18 protein-coding genes are annotated in these 25,155 nt (G+C 57.1%); 11 read left to right on the top strand and 7 right to left on the bottom strand.

Annotation, left to right across the window (positions count from 1 at the left end; translation table 11 throughout):
* Nucleotides 1-792 precede the first annotated feature (792 nt).
* The 4 genes from CJZ86_RS16615 to CJZ86_RS16605 form a co-directional block, all read right to left on the bottom strand.
* Nucleotides 793-1,350, bottom strand: a complete 558-nt coding sequence (locus CJZ86_RS16615; protein WP_143594075.1) for a hypothetical protein — start codon at nt 1,348-1,350, stop codon at nt 793-795.
* Nucleotides 1,351-1,385: 35 nt separating this feature from the next.
* Complete coding sequence (locus CJZ86_RS16610; protein ID WP_233133884.1) at nt 1,386-1,925, bottom strand: hypothetical protein; 540 nt, start codon at nt 1,923-1,925, stop codon at nt 1,386-1,388.
* On the bottom strand, nt 1,879-2,397 hold the full coding sequence (locus CJZ86_RS06570) for a MotA/TolQ/ExbB proton channel family protein (protein WP_233133883.1): 519 nt from the start codon (nt 2,395-2,397) through the stop codon (nt 1,879-1,881). Before CJZ86_RS06570 ends, CJZ86_RS16610 begins: the two co-directional genes overlap by 47 nt.
* Before the next feature lie 275 nt (nt 2,398-2,672).
* Nucleotides 2,673-3,596 (bottom strand): hypothetical protein, encoded by a 924-nt coding sequence (locus CJZ86_RS16605; protein ID WP_143594073.1) that lies wholly within the window; start codon nt 3,594-3,596, stop codon nt 2,673-2,675.
* 1,408 nt (nt 3,597-5,004) lie between these two features.
* Here CJZ86_RS16605 and CJZ86_RS16600 point away from each other — a divergent pair.
* Together CJZ86_RS16600 and CJZ86_RS16590 are read left to right on the top strand one after the other, a co-directional pair.
* Nucleotides 5,005-5,937, top strand: coding sequence for a hypothetical protein (locus CJZ86_RS16600; protein ID WP_143594072.1), 933 nt, complete (start codon nt 5,005-5,007; stop codon nt 5,935-5,937).
* 839 nt (nt 5,938-6,776) lie between these two features.
* Nucleotides 6,777-7,580: a helix-turn-helix domain-containing protein gene (locus CJZ86_RS16590; protein WP_143594071.1), complete on the top strand. Its 804-nt coding sequence runs from the start codon at nt 6,777-6,779 to the stop codon at nt 7,578-7,580.
* A gap of 88 nt (nt 7,581-7,668) precedes the next feature.
* On the opposite strand, the gene CJZ86_RS16585 is transcribed toward CJZ86_RS16590, so the two are convergent.
* Entirely contained in the window at nt 7,669-8,229 is a 561-nt protein-coding gene (locus CJZ86_RS16585) for a hypothetical protein (RefSeq protein ID WP_143594070.1), read from the bottom strand.
* 478 nt (nt 8,230-8,707) lie between these two features.
* On the opposite strand from CJZ86_RS16585, the gene CJZ86_RS06560 reads away from it, so the two are divergent.
* From CJZ86_RS06560 to CJZ86_RS16580, 8 genes are all read left to right on the top strand, one after another.
* On the top strand, nt 8,708-10,621 hold the full coding sequence (locus CJZ86_RS06560; RefSeq protein ID WP_143594069.1) for a M20/M25/M40 family metallo-hydrolase: 1,914 nt from the start codon (nt 8,708-8,710) through the stop codon (nt 10,619-10,621).
* 159 nt (nt 10,622-10,780) lie between these two features.
* On the top strand, nt 10,781-12,601 hold the full coding sequence (locus CJZ86_RS06555) for a M36 family metallopeptidase (protein ID WP_158219523.1): 1,821 nt from the start codon (nt 10,781-10,783) through the stop codon (nt 12,599-12,601).
* Between the two features lie 69 nt (nt 12,602-12,670).
* Complete coding sequence (locus CJZ86_RS06550) at nt 12,671-14,917, top strand: pyridoxal phosphate-dependent decarboxylase family protein (RefSeq protein WP_143594068.1); 2,247 nt, start codon at nt 12,671-12,673, stop codon at nt 14,915-14,917.
* 248 nt (nt 14,918-15,165) lie between these two features.
* Entirely contained in the window at nt 15,166-15,903 is a 738-nt protein-coding gene (locus CJZ86_RS06545; protein ID WP_198960090.1) for a hypothetical protein, read from the top strand.
* Nucleotides 15,904-17,050: 1,147 nt separating this feature from the next.
* Nucleotides 17,051-17,578, top strand: coding sequence for a transposase (locus CJZ86_RS06540; RefSeq protein WP_094585145.1), 528 nt, complete (start codon nt 17,051-17,053; stop codon nt 17,576-17,578).
* Between the two features lie 190 nt (nt 17,579-17,768).
* Nucleotides 17,769-19,058: an IS21 family transposase gene (gene istA, locus CJZ86_RS06535; protein ID WP_233133882.1), complete on the top strand. Its 1,290-nt coding sequence runs from the start codon at nt 17,769-17,771 to the stop codon at nt 19,056-19,058.
* Between the two features lie 32 nt (nt 19,059-19,090).
* Entirely contained in the window at nt 19,091-19,933 is an 843-nt protein-coding gene (gene istB / locus CJZ86_RS06530) for an IS21-like element helper ATPase IstB (RefSeq protein ID WP_286145697.1), read from the top strand.
* Between the two features lie 367 nt (nt 19,934-20,300).
* Nucleotides 20,301-20,777 (top strand): transposase, encoded by a 477-nt coding sequence (locus CJZ86_RS16580; protein WP_233133881.1) that lies wholly within the window; start codon nt 20,301-20,303, stop codon nt 20,775-20,777.
* 39 nt (nt 20,778-20,816) lie between these two features.
* Here the strand turns inward: CJZ86_RS16580 and CJZ86_RS06520 are convergent, their stop codons facing one another.
* Complete coding sequence (locus CJZ86_RS06520) at nt 20,817-22,346, bottom strand: Dyp-type peroxidase (RefSeq protein WP_094585142.1); 1,530 nt, start codon at nt 22,344-22,346, stop codon at nt 20,817-20,819.
* Nucleotides 22,347-23,657 carry a DUF8225 domain-containing protein gene (locus tag CJZ86_RS16575; protein WP_143594066.1) on the bottom strand — a complete coding sequence of 437 codons (1,311 nt, stop codon included), beginning with the start codon at nt 23,655-23,657 and terminating at the stop codon, nt 22,347-22,349.
* Between the two features lie 166 nt (nt 23,658-23,823).
* On the opposite strand from CJZ86_RS16575, the gene CJZ86_RS06515 reads away from it, so the two are divergent.
* On the top strand, nt 23,824-24,300 hold the full coding sequence (locus CJZ86_RS06515; RefSeq protein WP_233133880.1) for a helix-turn-helix domain-containing protein: 477 nt from the start codon (nt 23,824-23,826) through the stop codon (nt 24,298-24,300).
* Nucleotides 24,301-25,155: the final 855 nt, after the last annotated feature.

The raw sequence follows: 25,155 nt of genomic DNA, 5'->3' as shown, positions 1-25,155 counted from the left end.
TCTTGACGGCCTCGCTGTCACGACGCATTGATTTATGCCATCAGCACCACTGGTCGTTGAAGTGGTCGGGATGGATAGGCTTCAACTTCCCTGGCAGAGGGCGGCTCAGAGGCGGCTGCGAGAGTGGCCTACGTATTTAGTGGTCATGGAGATGGGAGGGCGTATGAAGCGTTGAGGTGATTGAACTGGGAAGGACTCAGGTAGATATGGCGCATACCTAAGACAGTGCCAATGCTTGAACTTATCTCTGTACAGCATGAGCAACTTATCAATATCAGCTAGGCGACGGTGCAATTAACTTGCAAGGTCAAAACTTGAAAAGACTGCCAGCCTGCCTTATAATTATTGAGTTGCCTTGTCTATGCAGGTGCTAGCCATGTCAAAACTATTCGGACCGAGGCTTCTGACTACATCGTCTATTCTTAGCATTCTTCTCTCAACTCCAGTTAAAGCGAATGATACATATGCATGGGTATATGCAAATGAGTTCTGCGAGATGAAGGGTTATGGCCTGAGCGTTGAGATGGCAGCGGTTCGAGCTCAACAAAAGATTGATGAGAACCAGATCTATATAGAACAAGAGATGCGTGATAGATCGGTCAGGCTGCCAAATGGGTATACGCTTTCAGTAACCAGGAAGATGAGAGAGATTGCGAAGAAGTGTCCCTAATGTATGGCTTGCTAACCATGTACTGTAACGCCATAGAGAAGCACCCTCATTGCCTTCGGTAATCAGCTTAAACTGCGGCTAGATGTAAAGAGTGTCATAACTAGTAAATCTCTAGCCGATTATCATTGAACTGTACGGCCATCGTCGCCTTCACTACCGAAAACAATCTGAGACCCTTCATGAGGCGTCCACCCTGAACGAAAACCTTCTTGCGTTACTAACTTGCGCAAGTCTCTATAGTAACGGGTACCACCCGGTGTGATGATTGCCATCACGTGCCATGAGCTGGGATTATGACTTCTCAACCAATCCTGAAGCTCTTCACGACTAATCACCAAGCCAGGAATAGGGTCAAGGACAAGTGACTCTGTGATCTGATTATAGCTTCTGCTAAAGTATCGATCAGTGACGTCCGAATTGTCTCCATTAACTGGTCTAATTCCTTCACCAGTAACCAAGAGGTACAAGGGAAGCGTGTTAACATCCTCCGCCTCAGGCAATATGAGTCTAATTGGTTTGCGTGGAGTCTCTTGTCTAGAGGGTTGCGAATCTTTAATAGGGACTTTGGAAATAGATGCGGCAGCACCTTCGCTTTGCTCGCGCACAGAGAGAGCTAAGACAACAGCGGTAATCATCAATACTCCTATTACATTCATAAAAACATCTAAAAGGCTATCCATTGACAGCCCGACATCTCCGCGCTGTTTATGTCGTCTTACTCCCATGGCAGTTTTGCATTGTCTGCAATCGGTTCGTATCCTACTCGGATGCCGGAAGAACGAAGTTCGTTGACAATCCCCTCAATCTGACTAAAGCAACTGACTGCTACAGCTATATAAGCGTTGCGTGACCGAATTGTCTCAATAATTGAATGTGGTGCTGATATGGATAAGTCCCATTTGCTCAATATAGTCCTGGCACCGGGATCATGGATCTCAATCTGCCCGTCACGGCAGAGAAGAAAGGCGGCGGATCCCGAGATTTGCTGACCACCTATGGTCACTAGCTCTACTTGGGATGCCTGGGCTTCCTCTTTTATATCTTGTTTATCTTGAACTTCCTGCCTTGAGATCTCTCGTGCCCGGTCGGCTTGCTTGTTGCTACTAACACCAAGAGATAAAGACAAAACAGAAATGACAATCAGTACTATCACCATTACAGTACTGAGAATATCTAAGAACCCGATCAGGTCAACCGAGGTTGAAGACTTACGTCGAAGACGTCTCATAGTTCCCCAGACGCGGAAAGAGCTCATCGTTGATTGTGGCTTCAATGTCACAGGCCAGTCTTTGTTCAGCTTTCTCTGTGATGCTCATTAAGAGCATGCAAATGATGGCGGCAATGATTCCAAGCAGTGTGGTATCAAAGGCCGTTGAAAGACCACCCGTGACTTGGGTCAAGCTACTTTTGACCTTATCAAGATCTTCAACATTGGCTAGTAAACCGGAAAAGCCACCAATCGACACTGAAATCCCGAGCACAGTGCCAAGGAATCCAAGCATTGGCAACGCCCAGATCATGGTGCGCGTCACTAAGAATCCACTCTCTATATCTGCTTGAGTCAGCGCGACGTCATCCTGATGGAGTTCTCGGGTATTTTCCCTTGATCGCGAATCCCGGAAGCACATGAGGAGACGAGTAAGTCGATTACCGATTAAAGTCTGTCGTTGTTGAAACAATCCCAAGAGAATATCAATATCTACATCCGATGGTTGAATATTGATCATTCCCCTTGGAATCCAGTCTCGGTCGACATGGCGCTGCTCATTACGCGCCACAAAACATCTCCTTATACAGTAGTGGGCGACTGTGAACGCGATTGCAAGAGTTATTGGCTGGGTAAGACCTCGACCAAGGATGAAAGCACCTACAGCCGTTGTTTCGAATGGAAGTGCTATCACTACAACTGCTAGCGTAAGCACAACACCGATACCCACAGATAGTAGACTACTTGTTGGAATCCAACGACGCCTCGGTAACTCCAATAGCATCTTAGTCTCATTCATGGTTGTACTCCATAAACTGTCGAATCGCCTACCCAAAGTCTATAGGGGTGTTTGTCGTCGGCGCTTACACGCCTTGCCCACTCTTCTGCCTGATCGCGACTGTCAAAGCTGGCAACCTGTACATTGCCGTCACGGTTAAGAAAGGCATCGCTTCGGCAATGGATCCTGACCTTCTCCAAGGCTGAGGCGGGTGCAACGACAGGCCACCAAACATCTCCTTGACTTGGTCTACTTGCGCTCCCCTGATTCACTTCACATCCATCCCAGCGAATTGGGGATGAAACTTCTGCTGGTCTGCTATCTGCCTCCGCGCTTCTGATGTTAGGTGAATCAGTTATAGGTGAGGAAGGTGAGCCAGTTTCAGATGAACTTGGAATTCTGGAATCACTTGAATTCCCCTCTTGAATAGATGCATCTGCGGCGACCTCTCCCTCATTTGCCAAAGCGGGTTTCTGGTCGGCAATTTGTTTTTTAAGTCTTTCGATATCATCTTTCTGCTTCTGGCTACTCTCTATTTGCCGCGACAACTCGACTCGTGTCCGATGAAGCTGGAAGGCAATGCTGATTCCAACAGAGCTCAAAAGCAACAGACTTCCGGCGACTATCAGCCATTTATACTTTTTCCATGGAGATACCGTAACTACAGTCCTTGTTTTCGTGCTAAAGTTTGATAAATGTTTATCCGCACGACTAAGGTGGAGCCGATTTTCAATCCGGGAGAGAAGAGCGTCTGTTTCTACCGGGGTAGCATTCAGCCTCGAAGCTAAACCATGAAGCTCTGTTTGACGCTGCTTCCGTGGAGTCGATATGAGATCCAGAAGGCCATTTCGAAACAACGGCTCGTAGGCTGAAACGACTTCTCGATCCATTGGCTCAGAACCTAAACGTTGGAGAAGCAATATGAGTTCCGTAGTTTTCATTCGCCTCACTGCAATCCATCCATACGTATCCTTGCACTGCCTTAGAAGAGATGCTACGTATTCGGATCGTTCAATTAGAAAGCTAATTGAGGGAGGGGGTGGCGGTGGCGGGGGCGGGGGCGGGGGTGGCTTTTGCATCGCTTTGTCGCTGAGTGCTCAGATTCGAAGGCCGGATTATCCATATCTTAGACAAAAGGATCCCAAGGTGGAGATTCTCTCAATTACTAAGCCGACACTCCTTAGTCATTGTACTAGCTTCACGCATCTGTCCAATCGGTAAATGAGTCATATCTGACTGTAACGGCATGGATGTCAATTACATGTTATTTGGGATTTCCGAATCGACATTCGAAAACCATCGGTGCTTGTATTCAGTCCTTGCAATACGTATTGACTTGCACTGGCTATTCTCCACAGGATCCATCGTTAATCTCTAACGCGGGGTACCGCCCCTGAAAGGGGATCCTACCAATGAGCAAGAGACACATCCACAGCCCCGAGTTCAAGGACACTTTTGCCGTGGAGGTGATCAGTGGCCCCAAAACGCTCCATGAGATCGCTGCCAATGGCGTTGAGCGCCTGATGCAGGTGGGCTTGTAGAAGCCGCAACCCAAAGAACCCGCTTGTAACCCGCTATCCGGGGCTGGGGTACGAGGCATTGAGTCAAAGTGTGGACCGTTCTCGCGTGGGGGGTGACATTTCCAATGGTTAAGCAAGGAGATCAGCCCTGCTCTTCTTTGCCGGTGCTCTCAGCCCCACCCCTCATTCATCCCCCCGAGCATGGCCCCGTCTACCCGTGGATCGCCGTCACCAACCGAGTCCCACAGCTCCCCCGAGACCAAGGGAATGGACCAGGCCATGGGACGCTCACCGTCGTGGGTGCGGAGCGACTCGTCAGCCAGTCAGTGACTACCGGGACATGTTCGCCGGTGACGGTGTCGACGCGTTCGATGGGCCCGCAGTAGACATTCAGGTGCCAGAGGTAGCGGGGCATGGTGGTTGAGCTGCTGGTCACAGGAGTCCCGACCGCGGACAAGTCAGCGAGAATGACCCAAACCCACACTCGCACGATGCGCTTCCCTGCCCGGCTTGCAACGGCCTTGGCCACCCTCACACTGGTTCCGTTACCAGCCGATGCAAAGGTCGTCTCCCAAAGACAGCCCTCTCCCAGTGACTTCTGTTAGAAGAAGGTTCAGCAAAGCAACGGCAGATCCGAGTTCCTCTGCCGCTTGACCACGGATGCTTTGATCCACGCGGCAGTTTCAGGCCACGCTTGATCGCTCTGCGTGTATTTTCAAACCATATTCCACTAGTTGCTGGATAAGCCAGATATTGAGGTACTTAACGACTTCGGCAAAGTAGTCAGGTCTCAGCTAAAGTTCAATGTGTCTTCGATCTAGAGTGGTTGGTGTATTTATCACATCTCTTCACAGCAACTTTTGTCGCAGCGGGTTTGCTGGCAGGCTCCTCTGTGCAGGCCCAAGTCCTGAAGATGGACTATGCATCCAAAAAAGTCAATGGGGCGTTGCGGAGCGGCTCGGTCGAGGCCACAGTAGTGCATCGAAGACGAATCGATGAAGAGGGGAGAAATGTTGTCCAGCCGACAGTCGCGGTACGTGTGAAGGGAATTAGTGTCGGTCAGCTGACTGGACCTGAAAGTGGTTCACCAGGAAGCATCCTTCAGATTGCCGAGATGGACCCCAGCAATCCCTATCCGGAAGTATTGCTGTCCACTTTTACCGGAGGTGCTCACTGCTGCAATGCCATTAAGGTTCTCACCAGTGATTCTACAGGTGAAAGCTGGAAGCAGGTCTCTCTTGGACCATTTGACGGTGGCCCATCTTCGGCCGAAGACCCTCTCCGAAACGGGCGTTTCTTAATTGTGGATGTAGATAACCGTTTTCTGTACCGCTTTGGCTGCTATGCATGCAGTACTGCGCCCGCTCGCATCTGGCAGCTTCAAGGGCAGAGCTTCGTGGATGTGACGCATAAGCCTGAGTTTGTCCCATTACATAGGCGTAACCTCCAGAGAATGGCGAGCTGGTTTAAGCAGAAAGATACTGGCTCGCCGAATGGTTTCCTTGCCGGTTATGTTGCCTCCAAGGCACTAGTTGGTGAACTCTTTGACGGATGGGATCGAATGACACAGCGCTATGATCCATCATCAGACTGGGGACTAAGAGAGTGTAAGGGGGATGTGGATGAAAGAGGTAAATGCCTCGGACGTGAAGTCGTCTATCATTCTTTTCCTGAAGCCTTGCGAGCGTTCTTGCTAGAAACTGGTTATATCAACCCAACCAATAACGCAGTTCCCCCTGCCATACCTGCCACTACTCTATGACTGAGGTGGCCTGGTTTTTCTGGACAGGGCTTATCGTTAACTTCTGAGGCGCTGAACCGCCCCTGAAAGGGGCTCCCACCGATGAGCATCCGCGGCACCCACTGCCCCGAGTTCAAGGCCAAGGTCGCCATGTAGGCGATCAGTGGTCGCAAGACACTCAAGGAGATCGCCGCCGAGGACGCGAAGCGCCCGATCCAGGGGAGCCAGTGGATGCAGCAGACCGGTTTGTCAACGATCTAACGGGCTTGGGGGACACGCAACGGTGTGTTCCACTGACGTTGAACCCGCGTACCCTTTCTGGCCCCTGGTCGCAGCGCCCGAGACGCACATTCCTCCCGAGCACTCGATCCCATTGGGCGCCGCCAGCCAGGAATCAATCGCCGTCCGTCTCGAACAAGGCCGGACAGGCTCCGGACAGGGCAGCACCTCCCCCCTCTTCCCAGTCCACACCTCACCTCGGACTTCCCGGACGGGGCGGACACCCCATCACAAGACAAATGATGTGCCCCCCCCCCCTCTTCTGCAGAGCAGCCAACGAAGAGAGGTGGCGGGAAACCCCCGTCCGGGGTGTCCGGGTGTCCGGCTCAGGGGGGGAGGGGTCTCATCGTGGCCCTTCCGGTGGATCATGAGTTCGTCTCCCCGAGGGCTCCCTGCACCTTGGAGGATCGGCGCCAGTTCTGAGTCATGCTCCATTTCCGGAAAGCAGATGAGGTGTAGGAACTCGACCATTCCATCTTCTATCGCTATCACGTTGATTGAAACCCTGCTCAAGATCGGGCCGATCACGGTGTTGCAGCCAGAAGCGGACTAACCACGATCGAGCTAATCCTTCCATTGCCATGTCCTCTTTTCTTTCCGATCCAAGCATGGAACGGTTCACGCCAGCCGATGGGCTGCGTACTGCGCGTGAATTTCGAAAGCTCAACATTTATGAGCTTGCAGACGCTTCTGGTGTACCAGTATCGAGCATTGCTGCCTTTGAGGCCGGGGAAGGTGACCTCCTTGTAGAGGAGCTTCGGCGCTTGGCGGTCGCTCTCGAATGGCATCCATCTTTAATCGCCTTCCGATCCTGGCCTCCTTATCCGCTAGAGCCTAAGGCCGTCATCGTGAATGGCCTAATCACTACGAATGGCATACCAATGGCAGAAAGCTTCTCCTGCTCATTACCTTGGGACGGCTGTCTGTCCTTGCGGTCCTTTCAACAGTCCTCTCGTTTACCGCAAAGAGGCGGCTGGATCGAAATCTATCCATTCACTCGCGCTCTGCTCAAGATCCACAAGACTGTCTGGAAGTCTCCAACAATCATGGGATCCGCCCACGGCGACGTTCTCGGGGAGTTTGGCGAATCATTCGGTGAAGACCAGTGGGATCGGCGTGAACCGCCCGAGGACGACATTCGTTTGATCACTGAACTGAGCTGGGTGATTACTCACAGCCTAGACGGCATTCATTTTCAGTTCTCTGGAGTTGCGGATTCTGCAGGCGGTCTCGTCAAATCTGGACGCTCAGATCACAGTCCAAAGGGTTGCTGGGACTTTATTGTCAGTTTTCAAGTTGCCCTAGAGAGCTTGGCGGACTTCTATGGTTTATCGCCTCAAGAGGCTGAGCGTATGAGAGAGCGACTCAAGGAGCTTCGTCTTTGACGAGAGACGCTCTCCTCGAATCCTTTGCACTTGGGGGCTCTCCACCATGACAGACCTCGACACGTTCCTCCGCTGGAACTCCAGCCACCTATTGGAAAACCGCACCCGCGGCGCCTATGCCGAGTGCCTTGTGCACCGGGCTCTTGGCCTCGATCCTGGGCAGCACCGTGTCGAGTGGGCCGAGGAGAATGTGACGTTCGGCACCATCACCTAGGAGGTGAAGTCGGCGGCCTTCGTGCAGTCCTGGCAGCAGGCGCTCCCGAGCACGATCAGCTTCCCGATTGAGCAGCGCGTGGCCACAGCCTATGTCTTCTGCCTGCTGGCGGAGGAAGACCCCGAGCTGGTTAACCCTCAGGACCTGAGTCAGTGGCGGTTCTGGGTGGTGCCCACCGCCAAGCTCCATAGCGACCGCCGTTCGATCGGGCGCCAACCCTTCATTCGGACCTATGGGGATGGCCTCCGTTACGAGGAGCTCGCGAGCCGCATCGAGGCGCTCCGCCCAGCCCTTCCAGTCAGCCAGATTGACGCTACCCATCAACCTGATTAACACGGGATGAGCAATGATCTCCTGGATCGTCTTGCGGCCACTGCTCGCTTCCTTGGCGGCCCTGGCCTCGAACTCGGGGCTGAGGTTGCGTCGTTTGAACATCGGTGGGGGCCCCTTTCCGGGGCGGTGCCCCGCCTGAGAGGACAACGATGGGAGCTGTCCAGCAAATCCAGACCACCTCCGTCGGTGGCGGTCTCGCTCTGTGCGATCAGCTGCTCGGCGGTCTTGAGGTTGCGGATGATCTGCTCCGCTGTGTGTCCGGTGTGTTTCCTGGTGGAGTCTCCGGCCCAGTCTGTCCGGTTGAGGGCTCTTATTCACCCTGGGCCGATTGCCGGGGTCCACGTCATCACAGGATCGCTTCCAACCGCTTTACAAATAGTTAAGGGCTATGTAGACTCATAAACTGATTCATGCTAAGAGAAGCTACGCTTCCTCTACTCATGGTCGGACTAGCCACAATTGGTGCTAACGGGTGTCCTCTTTCCTGGCTATCAGTCCGTTGGCTGGGCGACGATGTTTTGCAGCCCGCTTACGCTACATAGTTTTTCGTGATAGCTTTGCCGAGTCGGGACGTTAGGTGGTGGATTCGTTGTCTATTCATAGACCTACTTCTATATTCTTCGACCTCGGTGACACTCTTGGGGCCGCGACTGTAGGCGGCACCCCGCCGCGTCTCATTGGCTTCGACATATTCCCCTTTGTCCCCTCACTACTCACCGGTCTGCGAGACCGTGGGCTGCAACTCGGGCTGATTTCGAACACCGGGGACGAGCAGAAGGTTGCCGTCGAGGCGGTGCTGACCCCGACTGGGCTTCTTGCACCATTTAACCCTGCCTTGCTCGTGTACAGCGGGGACGAGGGGATCACGAAAGCGTCACCAGAGATCTTCGACCTAGCTGCTTCTCGCGCCGGAATGCCGCCCGAGCAATGCCTGTTTGTCGGTGAGTCCGCAGCCGAGCGTGCCGTCGCGGCTAGCGCCGGTTGGGTCGTATGCCCACACCCGCACCTCGTCGACGAGGTGCTTGACGGTCAGCAACTTCGTTATCTGCGGCTAACTATCCCCGCCTACGCTGCTGCTACCCCGTGGCGAGACGAACTGATACGGCGTGCGTTCGTACCCCAGTACTTGACGGGCCCGCAGGGCATGAGGCTGTACGGGTTGACAAGCCAGCGCGTTGCGCTCGAACTCTTTAACCTGCAATTCGGGGTTGATCTGCTAGGCGATCCTGACCTGCCCTGCACTACTGATCTGTTCCTTCTCAGAGACGACTTGGCCCGCACCAGCGGGTTTCTTGTCTCGGGTGGTGAGTCAACACGTGTATTCGGGGACCCAGGCGTAGCGCACTTGGTCCTTTCGGCCACACCCGAGGGGCTGGTCGTAGCAGTCCCGCCCACTATTGCCGAGGGTGTGGACGCATTCCACTTCGACAGTGCCCGGCACGGGCATACCTTGAAGCTCACGCCCGACCTGCTGCTCTGGGGCGGTGCGGCCGTGCCGGTGTCAGGCTTCGCTGCTGCTGCCCCAATCCTCCCCGCTGAGGTCATTACAGAACTAGGGAAAGTCGATCCTGCAGAGATCGGCCGAACGGTTCGGAAATATAGCGGGCTCGAGCCGCTGGACGGCCCTGGCGGGACGGCTTTAAAAAGCCGACACATACTGGAGGGAGGGAACGCCCGGGCAGTCGCCCAGTTGGCGGCCGATTTCGATGAGATCGGTGGAGGCCGTTTGACAGTCCGACTACACCAGTTCCTCCACGCAGGGCAAACGCTCCATAACGTGGAAGCCGAACTCGCTGGCGGTTCCCCTGAGCTCGTCCTGGTCACCGCGCACCTTGACTCGACGGCCGCATCCGACGACGACTTTGTTCCGATGACCAGCCCGGCTCCAGGCGCTGACGACGACGCTAGCGGTGTGGCCGCCGTCCTGGCCGCCGCGGAACGATTCGTCGCTTTGTTCTCCTCATCGCTGCCGAGTCGGACTGTGCGATTCGTCTTATTCAACGCCGAGGAGCAGGGACTGGCCGGAAGCCAGGCCTACGCTCAGAGATCGAAAGCCCGTGGGGAGGCGATAGCGGCCGTCTGGCAGATGGACATGGTCGGGTTTAATGCAGTCCCGCCGTTGTCGTGGGAGGTACATGCAGGATTCGAGACGTCCCCGGCCGTGGAGGCTAGGTCGAGAATCCTGGCGAAACTGCTATCAGCAGTCGCACCGCAGGTTTCTCCAGAACTTGAGCCTGTGCAAGTTCTGCACAGCGCCGCACCAGGCGGCGATCCAGCCGACGGGCGGAGCGACCATTTCTCATTTCAAGCCCAAGGGTACAGTGCTTGCGTCGTGTCCGAAGACTTCTTCGTCGACGTGCCAGGCGGCCAAGAACCAGACGCGAACCCAAATTACCATCGGCATGGCGACGTAGTTATCGACACGGAGTACACCGCAGCAATCGCCAGGGCAGTCACCGCCGCTGCATGGGTCACAGCTAATCAAATAAACTGAACTGAAGCTTGTAGCCTTTTATTTATCCTCACTTTATCCGACGAGGTCCCAATGCCCTTGCCCCGCGAACTAGACACCCGCACAACTGCCACTCAGGCGGGACTGACCCTTCCCCCACGGCCTCGCACAGTCAAAAATGCTCTGACTGGCTCTCCTTCGTTGCTCGCCGAGGCCGAGCAGGCTTCAGCCGACGGGATTCTCATAGAGAGGGCTCTTGAATTCGCCAAGCGGAACGAGGCTGGACTTGGGTTTCAGGCTGGGCAAGCTACGGACTTCGCCCCCGACGTCACCACACAGAGGACTACCAGCGGCAGCACTGCTGTCAACCTTAAGCAGATGTACCACGGCCTTACCGTGTTCCAGATGTCACGCATGGTCAGATTTGACCCGACCGGGCAGGTGGTCGACGCGGCCGGCGATTCCGCCCCTGTCCCATCAAGCCTAAGTATTGAACCACGCCTCACGCCCGAAGCCGCAGTGTTGAAGGCGGCTGAACATATTGCATCGTCCGGGGTTGGGGAGCGTGTGCGGGACCAGTTCGGACAGGAAGCCCCGCTCCCTACGGTGGATATTCAGGGGTTCAAGCCGGAGGTGGTCTCAGGGTTTCCGCTCCCGTCCCGGCCGACGGTCCTAGACCGTGGGCCGTTCGAAAATCTAATCCCGACGTATCTCCTAGTCTTCTATCAGCCAGGCCAAGCGCGGCTTGGCTGGCACGTTGTGCTCACCCTTCCAGGGTACGTCGATCAGTACACAGTGATCGTCGCTGCCGATGAACAGAACGGGGAAATCCTGTATTCCAAGAGCACCATGCTGAGGGCGGCGGCCAGAGGCAAAGTTTTCGAGTTCAGCCCGGGGCTCTCCTCCCGTCGGATGATCGATTTCCCCCGCCCACTTGCCGACTATCCAGCCATGCCCACAAGCCCGCTGATCGGTTTCCCGGCCGACTGGGTCGATGCTGACTTGACGTTCGGAAATTCGACCCGTGCCACTCTGAACTCAACCGCTACCACGCTCAAGGGAACGCTGAATGGAAAGGTTGTTGAATTCGACCCAGCGGACGAGACGGATGACGACCAAAAGTTGTTGAACATATTTTACTTCTGCAACTACATGCACGACTTCTTATACATTCTCGGGTTCGACGAGGCGAGTGGGAACTTCCAGCAATTGAATTTCACTAACTTGGGGGCAGGTGGAGATCCGGTTCGGGCACGCGCCCACAGCGGCCCAGTGAACGGTACGGCCAATATGTCCACCGGGCCAGACGGGCTCCCGCCCTTGATGAATATGGGACTACTTGTTTTGAAGCAAGATCCCAACACAGGCGCCTTAATCGAGGGTAGGCACACTGCTTTTGACGCCGATGTTGTGTTCCACGAGTACGTTCACGGGCTGACCAACCGTTTGGTTGGCGGGCGATTGAACGCCCACGCGCTGGATAAGCTTCAGAGTGGAGGTATGGGAGAAGGTTGGAGCGACTACTTCGCCCTGACCGTGCAAAACTACTTCCTTTCAAGCGAGCGGGTGGTAACAGGTGATTGGGTGGTGGGTAGGAGCAGCGGCATTCGTCGTGCCCCATACGACGACAACTATCCCTTCAAGTACGGCAGCCTAAGCAAGTCCCCAGAAGTACACGATATCGGCGAGGTATGGTGTGCCGCACTGATGATGATGACTCGCAGGCTGGTGACGGCTTTAGGCAACAAGCAGCAGGGGTACCGCCTTGCTTGGGCGATAGTTTGTGACGGGTTGAAGTTGACCCCTGTCAACCCTACGTTTCTCGATGGCCGCGATGCCATCATGCGTGCCCTGACCGACCTTTCCGCTACTCAAAAACTCCCGCCGGCGATGTTTACCCTGGCGCGGCGGGCGGCTTGGGAGTCCTTCGCACACTTCGAGATGGGCGCGAACGCTTTCTCCGATGATGCTGACGATGTTGACGGAATCATCCCCGACACCACAATTCCACCAGGGTTCTGATATCTACTCTGCCCGCCCGATGTAGCCACGGACAAGATCCCTCTCCCTAGTCCTCGCCGCAATAACGAATTGGCTTCCCAATCCCCACCTGACGAACAGTTCAACGACAACCCTCAACATGAGGTCAGTCCTCAGTTTGCTCGTACACGGGCAGGGTTTGCTCGCTTCGCCGCGTCCCCGAATACACCCACGCTCGACAGCTCCGGCAGCCGCGCGCTTGAGGCATGGTTCCTCGGACCAAAGGCCGAGAACGCGGAGGAACTTGAGCGGCTGGTAGTTGAGGCCATCCGCGACCAGGCTTTCTGGCGGCGAAACTATTTCCCCGGTGACCCAACCCACATTACCGAGTCGTTGAAAAGGTCCCCAGATTACTTGGACGCAGTTGGGGAGCTAAGAGACGGGTTCCGCGAACTCCTCGCGTTCCTGAAGAAGTCGGTCCCTTTCTTCAGCATGCGCTATCAGGGGCATATGAACTGGGACCTGACCCTGCCCGGGATTGCCGGCTACTTTGCCGCGATGCTGTATAACCCAAACAACGTTGCCTTCGAGGGGTCCACGGCAACCACTGTCCTCGAGATCCTTGTTGGCGATGACTTATGCCGGATGCTCGGGTATGCCGTTCCTACACCCGACGAGGTGGAAGCCGGCAAGATTCGTCCTTGGGGGCACATCACTTGCGACGGCACTGTGGCGAATATCGAGGCACTCTGGGCGGCCCGTAATCTCAAGTTCTATCCACTGGCCTTCAAGGCAGCACTTGCCGGTGCCTCGATGGCCCCAGCCCGCAGCATCGAGATCAGAACCCCGTCCGGGGCCGCGGCCCGAATCACCGATCTATCCCCTTGGGAGCTCCTTAACCTGCACTCAGACGATGTACTTGCACTGCCAGTCAGGCTCGAGAGAGAATTTGGCATCACCTCAAGAACGACCGCCGACGCGCTCGCCCCGCATTCCCTCCAGGCTCTCGGGTGGCTTGGTTTCGGGCAGAAATTCCTGAGGGATGTCCCCGACCCGGTGTTCACCGTCCCGGGCAGTAAGCATTACTCGTTCCCAAAGGCCGCCGCGGTCCTGGGCTATGGAGCGGCCAACATGATTGACGTGGCGCTCGACCTCGACGCCCGCCAAGATCTCAACGACTTGAGGCTGCGGCTCGATGGCTACTTGGCTGAAAAGCGCCCGGTCGTGGCCGTCGTGGCGGTCATCGGCACAACCGAAGAGAGTGCTGTAGACCCTCTGTCTGAAATCATAAAGATGCGAGACGAGTATGCTGAAAAGGGTCTTGTATTTCATGTCCATGCAGACGCTGCCTGGGGCGGATACCATCGGGCTGTCCTCAACGAGGATTTCGACTTACCTGGCCCGGGAGACGCGTTCGGCATTCCGCCCCCAGCGGTCATGCTCAATCGACATGTCGAAGAGCAGTTCGGAGTTCTCGGACATGCAGATTCTATCACTGTGGACCCGCATAAGTCAGGGTACATTCCTTATCCGGCTGGCACCCTATGTTATCGGAATGCGTCTATGAGAAACTTGGTCACCTTCAGTGCCCCGGTTGTTTTCCATGGTGAGGCTGAGCCAACGGTGGGTATATATGGGATCGAAGGGTCGAAGCCCGGGGCGGCAGCAGCTTCCGTCTACCTAAGCCACCGAGTCATCCGCCCTACCCGATCTGGTTATGGGAAGATCATCGGGCAGGCACTCTTCAGCTGCCGCAAGCTATACGCCCGTCTGTTGGCCATGGACGAACCGCAACACGGGTTTAAAGTTGTCCCTGTACCACGGTTGCCGGCGGAGCGGTCAAGCGGCAGTTCCGATGCCATTTCAGATCAACGGCGAGCAATAGCCGAACTGATTGACCGTCGATCCAGCGAGGCTATTCGCGCTGACGCAGACGCGATGACACTACTTCGGGAAATTGGCCCCGACCAGAATATTCTGTCGTATGCGTTCAACTTCTACCTGCCGGATGGTACCTTAAATACTGATCTGGAGGCGGCCAACCGGCTGAACCGGGCCCTCTATGGCCGGCTTAGCATCGACCCAGGCGACGACATCTATGCGTATCCATTGGTGGTCAGTACTACAGACTTCGATGTAGCGGCGTATGGTCCGACATATATCGACGACTACAAACGTCGACTAGGGGTTGGCGGGTCTCCGGGAGGGATAGTTACCGTACTTAGGTCGGTTATCATGGATCCATGGTTGACGGAAACTAGTAAAGGGTCGTTCATAGATGTTTTGGAGTCGGAGTTTCGCAACGCCGCAGTTGCGACCATTGGAGAACTCCGTCACACATTTGCTACGGGGTATTGACAATGGCCGGTCGTCGTGTCGGACTCTACTTCTCCTGGAGTCGTCCTGGAGAATACGCTGTACCTGCAGAGTTGGAGTTAAGCTCTCCGTTGGGGGTGCTGGAAGATCGGTACCCGAGTTTGTTCGAGTTTCGTAGGGCGGTGTGGCCATCGCTTGAGCATTTTAAGGACCCTGCCCAGTTCAACCAGGGCGTAGCAGGCTTCTTAGATCACATTATTCTGCCAGACTTCGACCAATTCCGAGCAGTCGTGAAGGAAGCGACCGGGAATGAGGTGGCTATCTTCCAGCGGCAGACCGGCGCCCCTCCGCTGCAGTTTCTTGACGATGATCTGCTCCGCGAGCTTGACACACTAGTCATAGTCAGCCTTGACCATTTCCGGACAGAACAAAGTGCCGCTGCCGACGAGGTCGAGGCAATCCGCATGTTCCTTGGGCAGGAGGGGAGGTGCTTAGTCGTTTGCCCTCATCATGACATCGGCATGGACGAATCTCTTCAGTCGCAGCAACTTGAGCATATCCACCATGGAGACAATACGATCCCCGGGCGGCAGAAGATCGGGGGTTTTGCAAGATCGATCTTGGCGGGACTCGGCGTCCCAGTGCAGAACCGGTTTGGCTTGAACCCCTCCCGAGCGCCCAACGGAGGGCCGGCGCCGTTGATCGTGAACTTCGACCTTCCGTTTGCGGAGGCGATACTCCGCGGGGTGACGACCTTCAATCTCCACCCCCACCTTCCTCACCTCTCCGTACCTCCGGAGTATGCCAGCCACGTGGACGTACTGGCCCGCCAGCCCATTAACCCTCTCGCACCAAGGCATCCATTCACCGACGCAGGGAACCGGTACTTCGACGCCCTCCTTAGAGTGCGCCCCGACGGGGTTTCAGGGACAGTTTTAGTCTGTGACGCCACCCTTTGGAGTTCCGCATTCGGAGGGCTAGAAAGCCTCCGTTCATTCTGGATAAATCTTGCTTTGTTTCCACATTAGTTCGTCATAGTTCAAGCCAAGTAAAGTCGTCTCATCGCCTATCTCTAGGACCTGCGCATCGCGCGCATGTAATTAGCGCACGATGGGCCTACACCCTTACTTCGGGTGCAACGCCAAGTTGCGCGGCCGGATGCGACCAGTCATCTAATATGCCTGGCGATCGCTAAGTGGGATCGCCACCGGTTGGCCCTGCGGCAAAACGCGACCTTGAGAGAGTAATGCTTCTTGCTCTGCACCACTTCGACGCTCATTCCCTCCGTCTGGCGAGGAAACCGCCTGCGGCATTGGCGGCACGGACGACGCGCCGGATGCGCTCGATAGCGATTCTGCGATGGTCTGAATTTCAGGAAGGTCGTATCGTAAACCCATCAGTTGAGACATCGCCCCTGAGACGGGCTACCACCCATGAGCAAGTGCCGAACCCACAGCTTCGAGTTCAGCTGCTGGCCGTGAGTAATGGCCCTCACTTGTGACGTCGATCTCGGGGGCAGCTGGAGAGTGGGGTCTGACATGGCCCATGATTTCCGCACAAGTCCCTAATGCTTAACTACTCAGGGCAGCCCCATGCCTTGCTCGGTTCTCCACTCAGCATGACCCGTCGCACCCTCTCGCCCGAGCACGCGTACCCACCGCCACCGGCAACCGTCGCATCAATTGCAGGCAGGCTCGGACAAGGGTGGACAAGCTCCGGACAAGGCGGCGCCGCTCCCTCACCCCAGTCCCAACCTCACTCAGGACTGCCCGGACAGGGCGGACACACCATCACAAGAAAATTATGAGAGGTCCCTCCTTCCCTTGAATAGAAGAGAACTCTGAGTGCGCCAAGCCCCTGTCCGGGGTGTCCGGGTGGTCCGGCGCAGGTGGGGGTGGGCTACTGAGCGAGCTTTCGCCGAGTGGGGGAGTAACCCATCCCCGTGAGGAACCCCCTCCCGCCAGCATCGGTTGAGCATCAGATCCACACGCTGTCCTCCTCTGTCCAGTCAACAGCCTGTCAAGATCTTGACACCTCCAGCCCCAAAGCCCTGATGCGGGTTGCCAACTCCTCTCCTAGGAGCGTGTTGCGCATAGATCGCCTGCGCTCTCCACAGCCCTCCTGAATCTGCCTGGAACCCAGCGACTGCATTCGATCTGTCCGAGTGAATGGGGCATGCAGAAGCGCAAGACTTTCCGCCCCTGGCAGCCTGAGCAGAACACCCAGCTGCCGCCATCCCCCCGGGAGTGGCTCTCGGATGTCCATCAGGTGTATTTCCTGCTGGAACTTGTGGATGAGCTGGATCTCTCACAGCTCCTGATCCCTGCTCAGGCCAAGGATCCACGCGGGGAGAAGGGCTTTGACCCGCGGATGTTGACGCTGCTGCTGCTCTACGCGTACTGCGTGGGCATCGTCACTTCCCGCAGGCTTGAGCGCGCTTGCGATGAGGATCTGGCCTTCCGGGCGCTGACGGCCAATCAGCAGCCGGAGCACAGCCGCATCAGTGAGTTCCGTCGCCGAAACCTTGTCGCCCTCAAGGGTATGTTCGTTCAGATCCTTCGTTTCTGTCAGAAAGCCGGGATGGTGAGCCTGGAGCATGTGGCGCTGGATGGCACCAGGGTTCAGGCCAATTCCTCCAATCACAAGGCCATGAGCGGATGCTCAGGGCGGAGAAGGAGCTGGACAAGGAGATCAACGCCTTGATACGCAAAGCCGAAATCCTGGATGCCCAGGAGGATCGCCGCTACGGTTTCAGGCGACAACGAAAACTGGACCAGAGGCGACACGAAAACTGGGCCACCCCGGATCTGGCAGCGCACCACCGACTGAGCCGCTGACCGCCTCCGCCGGCAAGGGGCTGGCGCCCATGGCCAGCGCCCATACAGCTGGCCCGATGGCTGGGCTGGAGGGCGTGATGCAAACGCCGGAGGAGGTGGCGGTGATGCGCCAGCTGCTGGAGAGGGGCTGGAGTCAACGCCGCATCGCCAGGGAGCTCGGCATCTCACGCCACACCGTGAGCCGTTACCTGGCGCTGGGCACTTGGCAGCCGTACGACAGCAGCAGCCGCGCCAGCCAGCTCGACGGGCACCAGGCCTGGCTGCAGCAGCAGTTTGAGCAGCACCACGGCAACGCCGAGGTGGTGCGGCAGGAGCTGCTCAAACACAAGGGCATCGAGGTGAGCCTGCGCACCGTTGAACGGGCGGTGCAGACCTGGCGCCAGGCGCTGCGCCAGAGCCGTCAGGCCACGGTTCGCTACGAGACCCGGCCAGGCCAGCAACTGCAGGCCGACTTTGGTGAGCTGTGGGTTCTGATCGGCGGGGTGCGCACCAAAGTGCATCTCTGCGTGCTGACCCTGGGCTACTCGCGCCGGCAGGTGGTGCGGGTGTTCCGCCAGCAGCGGCAGCGCCACTGGTTGCAGGCGCTGGAGGAGGCGTTCCGATTCTGGGATGGGGTGCCCGAGCAGGTGCTGATCGATAACGCCAAAGCCCTGGTCACGCTCCACAACCCGGCGACAGGGGAGCTGGTGATCAATCCGGTGTTTGCCGCCTTTGCCCGGCATTGGGGGTTCATACCCAAGGCCTGCTGGCCCCACCGGCCGCAAACCAAGGGCAAGGACGAGCGTGGGGTGGGCTACGTGAAACGCAGCGGCTTGGCCGGCCACCGCTTTGACACCTGGGGCCAGATGGAGGGCCATCTGGACTGGTGGAACCGGGAGATCGCCGATCTGCGCATCCACGGCACCACCGGTGAGCGGCCGCTGGAGCGCTTCCTGCGGGCCGAGGCAGCGGCGTTGCTGGCGCTGAACGGCGGGCCGTCGTACCTGGCGGAGCAGGAGTTCAGCCGCCGTGTCGCCAAGGACTGCTGCGTGCAGGTGGAGGGCAACTGGTACAGCGTGCCCGCCGCCCTGGTGCGCCAGAGCGTGACGGTGCAGATCCGCGACCAGCAGGTGCTGATCCGCCAAGGGGGCCGGATCGTGGCGCGCCATTGCCGCCAGGACGCCAACCAGCGCTCCCGCCAGGTGATCGCCGGCCACTGGGCCGGACTGGTGCCGCAGCGGGTGATTGATGCTGCCCAGGCAGATAACGGCGCGTTAGCCGCCGTGGTGGAGCTGGATGCGGTGCGGCGTTCGTCACTGGCCCGGCCGCTCAGTGACTACGCGGCTGTCGTCGCGGAGGTGGGCTGATGGCACGCAGCAAACAACCGCTACCTGAAACCGTGTCCACGGCGAGCGGCTTTGCTGCCGCTGAGGCGAGCGACATCGCTCAGCTGGTGGAGGATCTCGACGGGATGCTCAGCCGCCTGCGGCTCGGTGCCATCCGCGAGCAGCTCGATGGGCTACTGGAGGAAGCGGCCCGGCGGCAACTGAACCTGCGCGAGGCCCTGGCCTGGCTCTGCGCTGCCGAGGTGGCAAGCAAGGAGCAGCGGCGGCTGGCGATGGCGATGACCATCGCCCACTTCCCCTTTGTGCGCACGCTGGAGAGCTTTGAGTTCGAGGCCCAGCCGTCGATCGATCCAGCCAAGATCCGCGATCTGGCCACCTGCCGCTGGGTCGCCAATGGTGACAACGTGGTGCTGCTGGGTCCGCCCGGTGTGGGCAAGACCCACCTGGAGGTGGCCCTGGGCCGTGAGGCGGTGAGCCGGGGCTACACGGTGCAGTTCACCACGGCGATGGAGCTGCTCGGCTCCCTGGTCAAAGGCCAGCAGCAGGGGAACCTGGAGATGCGGCTGGCGCAGTACAGCAAGCCGAAACTGCTGGTCGTCGATGAGCTGGGTTACCTGCCGCTCGAACCCCAGGCAGGGCACCTGTTCTTCCAGCTGATCTCCAGGCGCTACGAGCAGGGCAGCGTGCTGATCAGCTCCAACCGCCCCGTCGAGGAGTGGGACGAGGTGTTCGGCGATCAGGTCGTAGCTGCCGCAATCCTTGATCGGCTGCTGCAACACAGCCATGTGGTGACGATCCGCGGCGACAGCTACCGGCTCAGGGAAAAGCGCCGCTCAGGCCTGTTTCGCCCGCAGACGGGCGGGACCTCACCGCCGATTGCTGCCAAGGGGGACTGAGGACCAGCAGCAACGACGCAGAACCATCACGCCATCGCAGAAACCATGAGCAACCACAGGCAAGGACACGAAACCGCCACCAAACCTCCGGCCCGAACCGGGCCGGAGGTGGCTCACTTTTCGATGTCGCCAGTGGCTCGGTATTCAATGTCGCTTGACATACGGCAAGGAGAATCCCGGCAGTGATCTGCCTGATTGACCGCGGCGTAAGCAGAGTCGCCTGGCAAGGATCCGCCAAGCGTTTCAGGAGATGGAAGCGTAGACCGCTGCGGCTGCTGCAAGGCAGCGGCAGGAGGAAGCAGAGGAAGCCAGCGCCAAAGCGGCGGCTGCACTCGAGGCCGATGCACCCGCTGCTGAGCAGGCCGAGTTGAATAACAAAACCGTGGCACCCGCCGCCAAGGCCAAGGCCGCCAGAGAGAAGGCCCTCGAGGCAGCTGAGAGAGCCGGCCTGGAGCCTCCGGATCTGGAACCGCTCGCTGCTGATGCGATGCCACGCCGTCGTCTGGCCAGGAAAGCCGACGGCACGCCAACTAAGAAGAGCCAGCGGAATTTCACCGATGCCGACAGCCATCTGATGCAATTAGGCGGCACCTATCTGCAGGGCTACACCTGTCAGGTGGCGTTGGACAGCGACCATCAGGTGATCCTGGCGGTGGGCGTGAGCGACCAGCCACCGGATGTGGAGCACCTGGAAACCATGATGCAGCACATCGGCACCAACGCCGGAGAGGTGCCCACGGTGATGACGATTGATGCGGGCTACTGGAGAGAGGACAACGTCAAGGTCTGCGCCGATCAGGGTATCGACGCATACATCGCAACCTGCCGGCTGCCGCACGGGTAGCCGCTACCGCCGAAACGCGGAACGCTCCCCAGAGCTTCCTCAGGCCAAGGTACGAGCAAAAAACAGAATTGAGGGGGCAAAGAAGTATTCGCCGCCGCTAGCGGTGATCCATCCGCCAGAAACAGGGCAGGGAAAGGGTTGATTATCTCGCACGAGCTGGATGGTCGTGTTCGTGCGGGTGCTGAGAATCGGATCGACTCCACTATTACTGTGAGGTTTATCGGCATCATTCACCCAGTCATTCATTAGAAATTCAAATTGATCCACAATCGAAGACTGGAAAGCAGCAAAGATTAACCCCCGCTCTGCCTCGGGCTGTTCGTCCACCTCCGGGCCGAAGGTAATGCCCCGTCGTATAATGTACTTTTGGAAGGTGCGCTCCTTCGGACCCAGATCGGTGTCGTCATCCCGGGGATTGACTTTGCGGATATGAGCCGCAAAGGGACAAATCTGCCCGCCTGGATCCGCAACATTCAGGGGTAGGGGGTCATCCGGCAAAGGGACTGTGGTGGCTTCCACAAACCGGAAGTAGTTTTCGCCCGCACTACTGCCGCGATCAGTCAACGGATCGCGGGCAATAGGCCAGCCGGATGCCCACCGACCCACAAACAGCGCCCCCATTCGTTCTGGGGTTAGGTTTGGATCAAACCCATTATGACGAAAGACTTCAGTGGTGGCTTCAATAAAGTCACGGAACTTCAGTACGTCCTGGTTCAAGCGCCGATAGGTCAAAAAAGAGCCATTTGTCGACCAGTCGGGCCCGACAGGGTGGGAGTTAGATCGCGGGGTTTCGGGATTGTCTCGTAGCTGGCGCGGATAGCCAAACAGAAAGTGTCCCGGCCACACCAAGGGACGGCCGGGGGCGGCAAATCGGCTCCGCTCTGGATCAAAGGCAGGATCTGCAGGCCAGATGCGCGGTTCCAGATAATCTTCAGCACCCTCTCCTTTGCGACCCCGAATGGCGGGCTGGGAAATACCATCCTTAAAACCAAAGTGTTCGTGGCCTGCCATCGCACCGGGACGCACTCGTCCGCGATCGCCATGAATCCATTCCAAGCCCTGCTGCTGAGCCTCGGCAATGAGCGTTTGCTCAGCGCTCAGAACCCAGTCCAGGTCGTCTGCTGCCAGGATCAAGAGAACGTCAGGACGACGATCGCCTGACCCAAACAGCCAAGTCTCAGGCGCACCGGGAAGACCGCTACCCTTAGGCGGATCGCCAATGGAAGTAGCGCGGGCTTCGAGTCCCAACTTAAAAGCAATATCATCGAAGAGATCCACATCGGGAACCCCCAACATCCTCAATCCTTGGGCTGAAATCGCACAGTTCAGGAGGAGATAATCAAGGGTATCCGGGTCGCGCCCCAGCCGACATCGCATCTGTTTCCAAAGGGCATGCGCCGCCAACACCTCCGTCGCAGTGGACAGGCGCGGTGCAAGGCCGTGGAGCCAGCGCTTGGCGAGAACTGGATCGACAATGCGAAAAAACAAGAAATGCTGGCTGTCCTTCTTAAATCCGGGAATGATATCCCCTTGAATGTCATCAAGCGCCAAAACAGGTTCTTCTATCATCTACTGACCTCCCCCCGTACGGGTGCCACCGCCTCCAGAAGACATCGCCATCGACAGTCCCCCGCTGGCTAGGGGAAACGGCGTCGTGCCTGTACAGCCAATCGCACGGGGCGGCGGGACGTTCGCCGGATCACTGACGTAAACTCCCACGCGGATGTTTAGGCGAGCCGCAATCTGGGCACCAAACTCAATGGGTTCGCCGCCAATTTTGAGGTCAGAGACGGTGTAGCCCATCTCTGGCGGCACGGCAAACCGCGCCCTGGCGATGTATGAGAGGTTTGGGTCAGCGTTTTGGGTGCCCCGCAGCACGCTCCAAAAGGTTTGGGCAGGGGTACCGTCTGGAGTTTCCCAGCCGTTCCAGTCTACACCGCTCATATACAGTCCCACCGGATTTTCGAGGGTGATGAACCGGTTTTCACGGGTGAAGGTATTGATGGCACTTCCAATGCGAGGGTCACTTTGACGGGCTGGGTCACCGTAGCGCCCACAGCGTATCAGGCCTAGGGCATCCACAATGGGCGTCCCCAGACTGTTGATACGCAGCAGGCAAGACCGCGACACAATATTGATCTGAGCGCTTAGAGTGTTGTTGGGCTGCTGCATGTGAACCGCATACTCATTGTTATACCGGTTGTACCAGTCGTAATCCCCCCGTGCATCCACCAGGTCACTGAGGGTGATAGACGCAACCCCTGTGATTTCCCGATAAAGCGTCACCAGAAGATCGCGGGAGGCTTGGGACTTGACAAACAAAAAATCATAATATTCCGGCGGTTCACTGGTAAAGAGGACCTCGGTAATGGCACCACTGGGATTGCGCTGGACGACCCATTCGCAGTATTCATCCTGGATACGGGTTCGTAGGGAGGCATTAAAAAGCTGCGGAGTATCCAAAAAGGTCAGCCTTTCGCGAACTGTATTGAATTGCTCATCAAAGCTGGTGGGCAATGCCGACCAGGTGACATTTCGCAATGGAGAAGGATCCGGAATGGGCATCGAAGCCGGGTTGTAGACCCGCAAATCGCTGTCAGAGCGTCCCCACCGTTGCAGTTCTTCGAGTGCTGATTCGACACGATCGCTGGGTTTGCCGTAGAGGTTGGTTTCATACTGGTCACTAATGAAGTCGCTCCAGGCTTCCGTGAGGCCGGGGACACGCTCAAAATCCTTTAGGTTGGCAGTGGGTGCAAACATCCACATGGGCTTTTCCTGAATGGTTTGGGGGTAGTCGGTCTTAAATCCGCTGTCTTCGCCCCCATCGGCCTCAATCCGGTGGGCCTGAATTCTCACATCCCCCGGAATGAGGGGCGGCATCAATCAGCGTTGTTGTCGCGCCAGCATGCTCCGGCTGAGCATGTGAGGAAACCCTATCACGTTTCTGTCGCTTAAGTGTGTAGAACCACTACGTTGTTAATCTGACGATTGGGTGTGAGGTCACCAGTGTCGGGGTGTCACCTCCCGTCCCAAGACCTCACCATCCATGCATAGCCACACACTGGCCTGTCTGAAGCCCATCAGTCGGGAACGCATCATCCGTCGGCCTCTTGATAAGGGCGTACCACTCAAGCCCTTGGCAGCGCAAGCCGGCATAAGCCTGCGCAGCACCTACATGTGGCTGGCCCGATACCTAGAGGGTGGTGTAACAGCACTGGCGGATCGTCGCAGCTTGCGCCGTACCCAGCGGCGGACGCTCGATCCGCCGCAACTGCAGCAGGCCGTGGACCTCAGGCACCAGCGCTGCACCCTCCATAGAATCGCCCGGCTGCTGCTGGTGCCGATCAGCACCCTGGCCCGGGCGATGCGGCGCCTGGGGCTGAGTCGGCTGCGGAACCTCGACCCCAAGCCGCCGGTGCAGCGATACCAGTGGGAGCAACCGGGCGACATGATCCATGTCGACATCAAACAGCTGGCCCGGTTCAACCGTGTTGGGCACCGGATCACCGGTGATCCACGCTAGGGAAGCTCCTCGGGCGGGGCTACGAGAAGGTGCAGTTTGCAGTGGATGACGCCACCTGCCTGTCTTACGTAAAGGTCTTAGCTGACGAGTAGGCTCCGACCACGGTGGGCTTCTTGAGTGAATTGGTGGCTTGGTTCGTCAGACTGGGAATCGATTGCCGACGGGTGCTCAGCGAAAGCGGCCCTGTCTACAGGTCCCAACGCAGTCTCCAGAATTGTCAATTTGACTTGCCTTGTGTAAGTTGACGATACTTGACAAATCTGTCTCTGGATCTCCTGCATGAACCGAAGACTATGAGCCTTGCCGACGAGATTGCTAACAAGCTGTTCACACCTCCATTGTATGGAACGAAGCATGGCATCAATCAACTGCTCCATGGGAAGGAAAGGGCGGACGAAATCCGACTCAAGAAATACTTAGAGAGATTGCATTCTAACCGTAAGCTTTCAAGATACTTTGCATTCTCCTTCACTTTGCCCTCTGCTCTTTTGGGGCTTTTCTCTTCTAGACCTTGGTTCTTTCTAGCATTGCCAGTGGTCTGAGGGCTAGCGTATTCGCTTGCATGTGTCCACTGCAAAAATCCCTATAAGTAGACTCTGAGTTTCTTGCTTTCTAGTTATCTAGTCTCAGTATGTTGTTTACTAACACGAGGATATTGGCCGCTTCAGGGGTTGACTGGTATTGCTGGACAGCCCAAGTCGACATTCTCTGTGATTGCTCACCACCCTTGAAGAGGTTCTGCAACTGAAAAGTATGAGCCGGACCCACTGCATCGAGTTCAAGGCCAGGGTTGCCATTGATGCGATCTCTCGTTACGTGGCGTTCTGAGCGATCGCCCTCGGGCATTTGGTGCAC

The sequence above is a fragment of the Synechococcus sp. BO 8801 genome (assembly GCF_002252675.1).
In the GTDB taxonomy this organism is placed as follows: domain Bacteria; phylum Cyanobacteriota; class Cyanobacteriia; order PCC-6307; family Cyanobiaceae; genus Cyanobium.
This window is presented reverse-complemented; position numbering and strand designations above follow the sequence as displayed.

Excerpts from the sequence above, each read along its gene's own strand:
- CJZ86_RS16615 (WP_143594075.1), bottom strand. The coding sequence starts at position 1,350 with ATGGATAGCCTTTTAGATGTTTTTATGAATGTAATAGGAGTATTGATG.
- CJZ86_RS16610 (WP_233133884.1), bottom strand. The coding sequence starts at position 1,925 with ATGAGCTCTTTCCGCGTCTGGGGAACTATGAGACGTCTTCGACGTAAG.
- CJZ86_RS06570 (WP_233133883.1), bottom strand. The coding sequence starts at position 2,397 with ATGATCAATATTCAACCATCGGATGTAGATATTGATATTCTCTTGGGA.
- CJZ86_RS16605 (WP_143594073.1), bottom strand. The coding sequence starts at position 3,596 with ATGAAAACTACGGAACTCATATTGCTTCTCCAACGTTTAGGTTCTGAG.
- CJZ86_RS16590 (WP_143594071.1), top strand. The coding sequence starts at position 6,777 with ATGTCCTCTTTTCTTTCCGATCCAAGCATGGAACGGTTCACGCCAGCC.
- CJZ86_RS16585 (WP_143594070.1), bottom strand. The coding sequence starts at position 8,229 with ATGTTCAAACGACGCAACCTCAGCCCCGAGTTCGAGGCCAGGGCCGCC.
- CJZ86_RS06540 (WP_094585145.1), top strand. The coding sequence starts at position 17,051 with ATGCAGAAGCGCAAGACTTTCCGCCCCTGGCAGCCTGAGCAGAACACC.
- istA (WP_233133882.1), top strand. The coding sequence starts at position 17,769 with ATGGCTGGGCTGGAGGGCGTGATGCAAACGCCGGAGGAGGTGGCGGTG.
- CJZ86_RS06520 (WP_094585142.1), bottom strand. The coding sequence starts at position 22,346 with ATGATAGAAGAACCTGTTTTGGCGCTTGATGACATTCAAGGGGATATC.
- CJZ86_RS16575 (WP_143594066.1), bottom strand. The coding sequence starts at position 23,657 with ATGCCGCCCCTCATTCCGGGGGATGTGAGAATTCAGGCCCACCGGATT.
- CJZ86_RS06515 (WP_233133880.1), top strand. The coding sequence starts at position 23,824 with ATGCATAGCCACACACTGGCCTGTCTGAAGCCCATCAGTCGGGAACGC.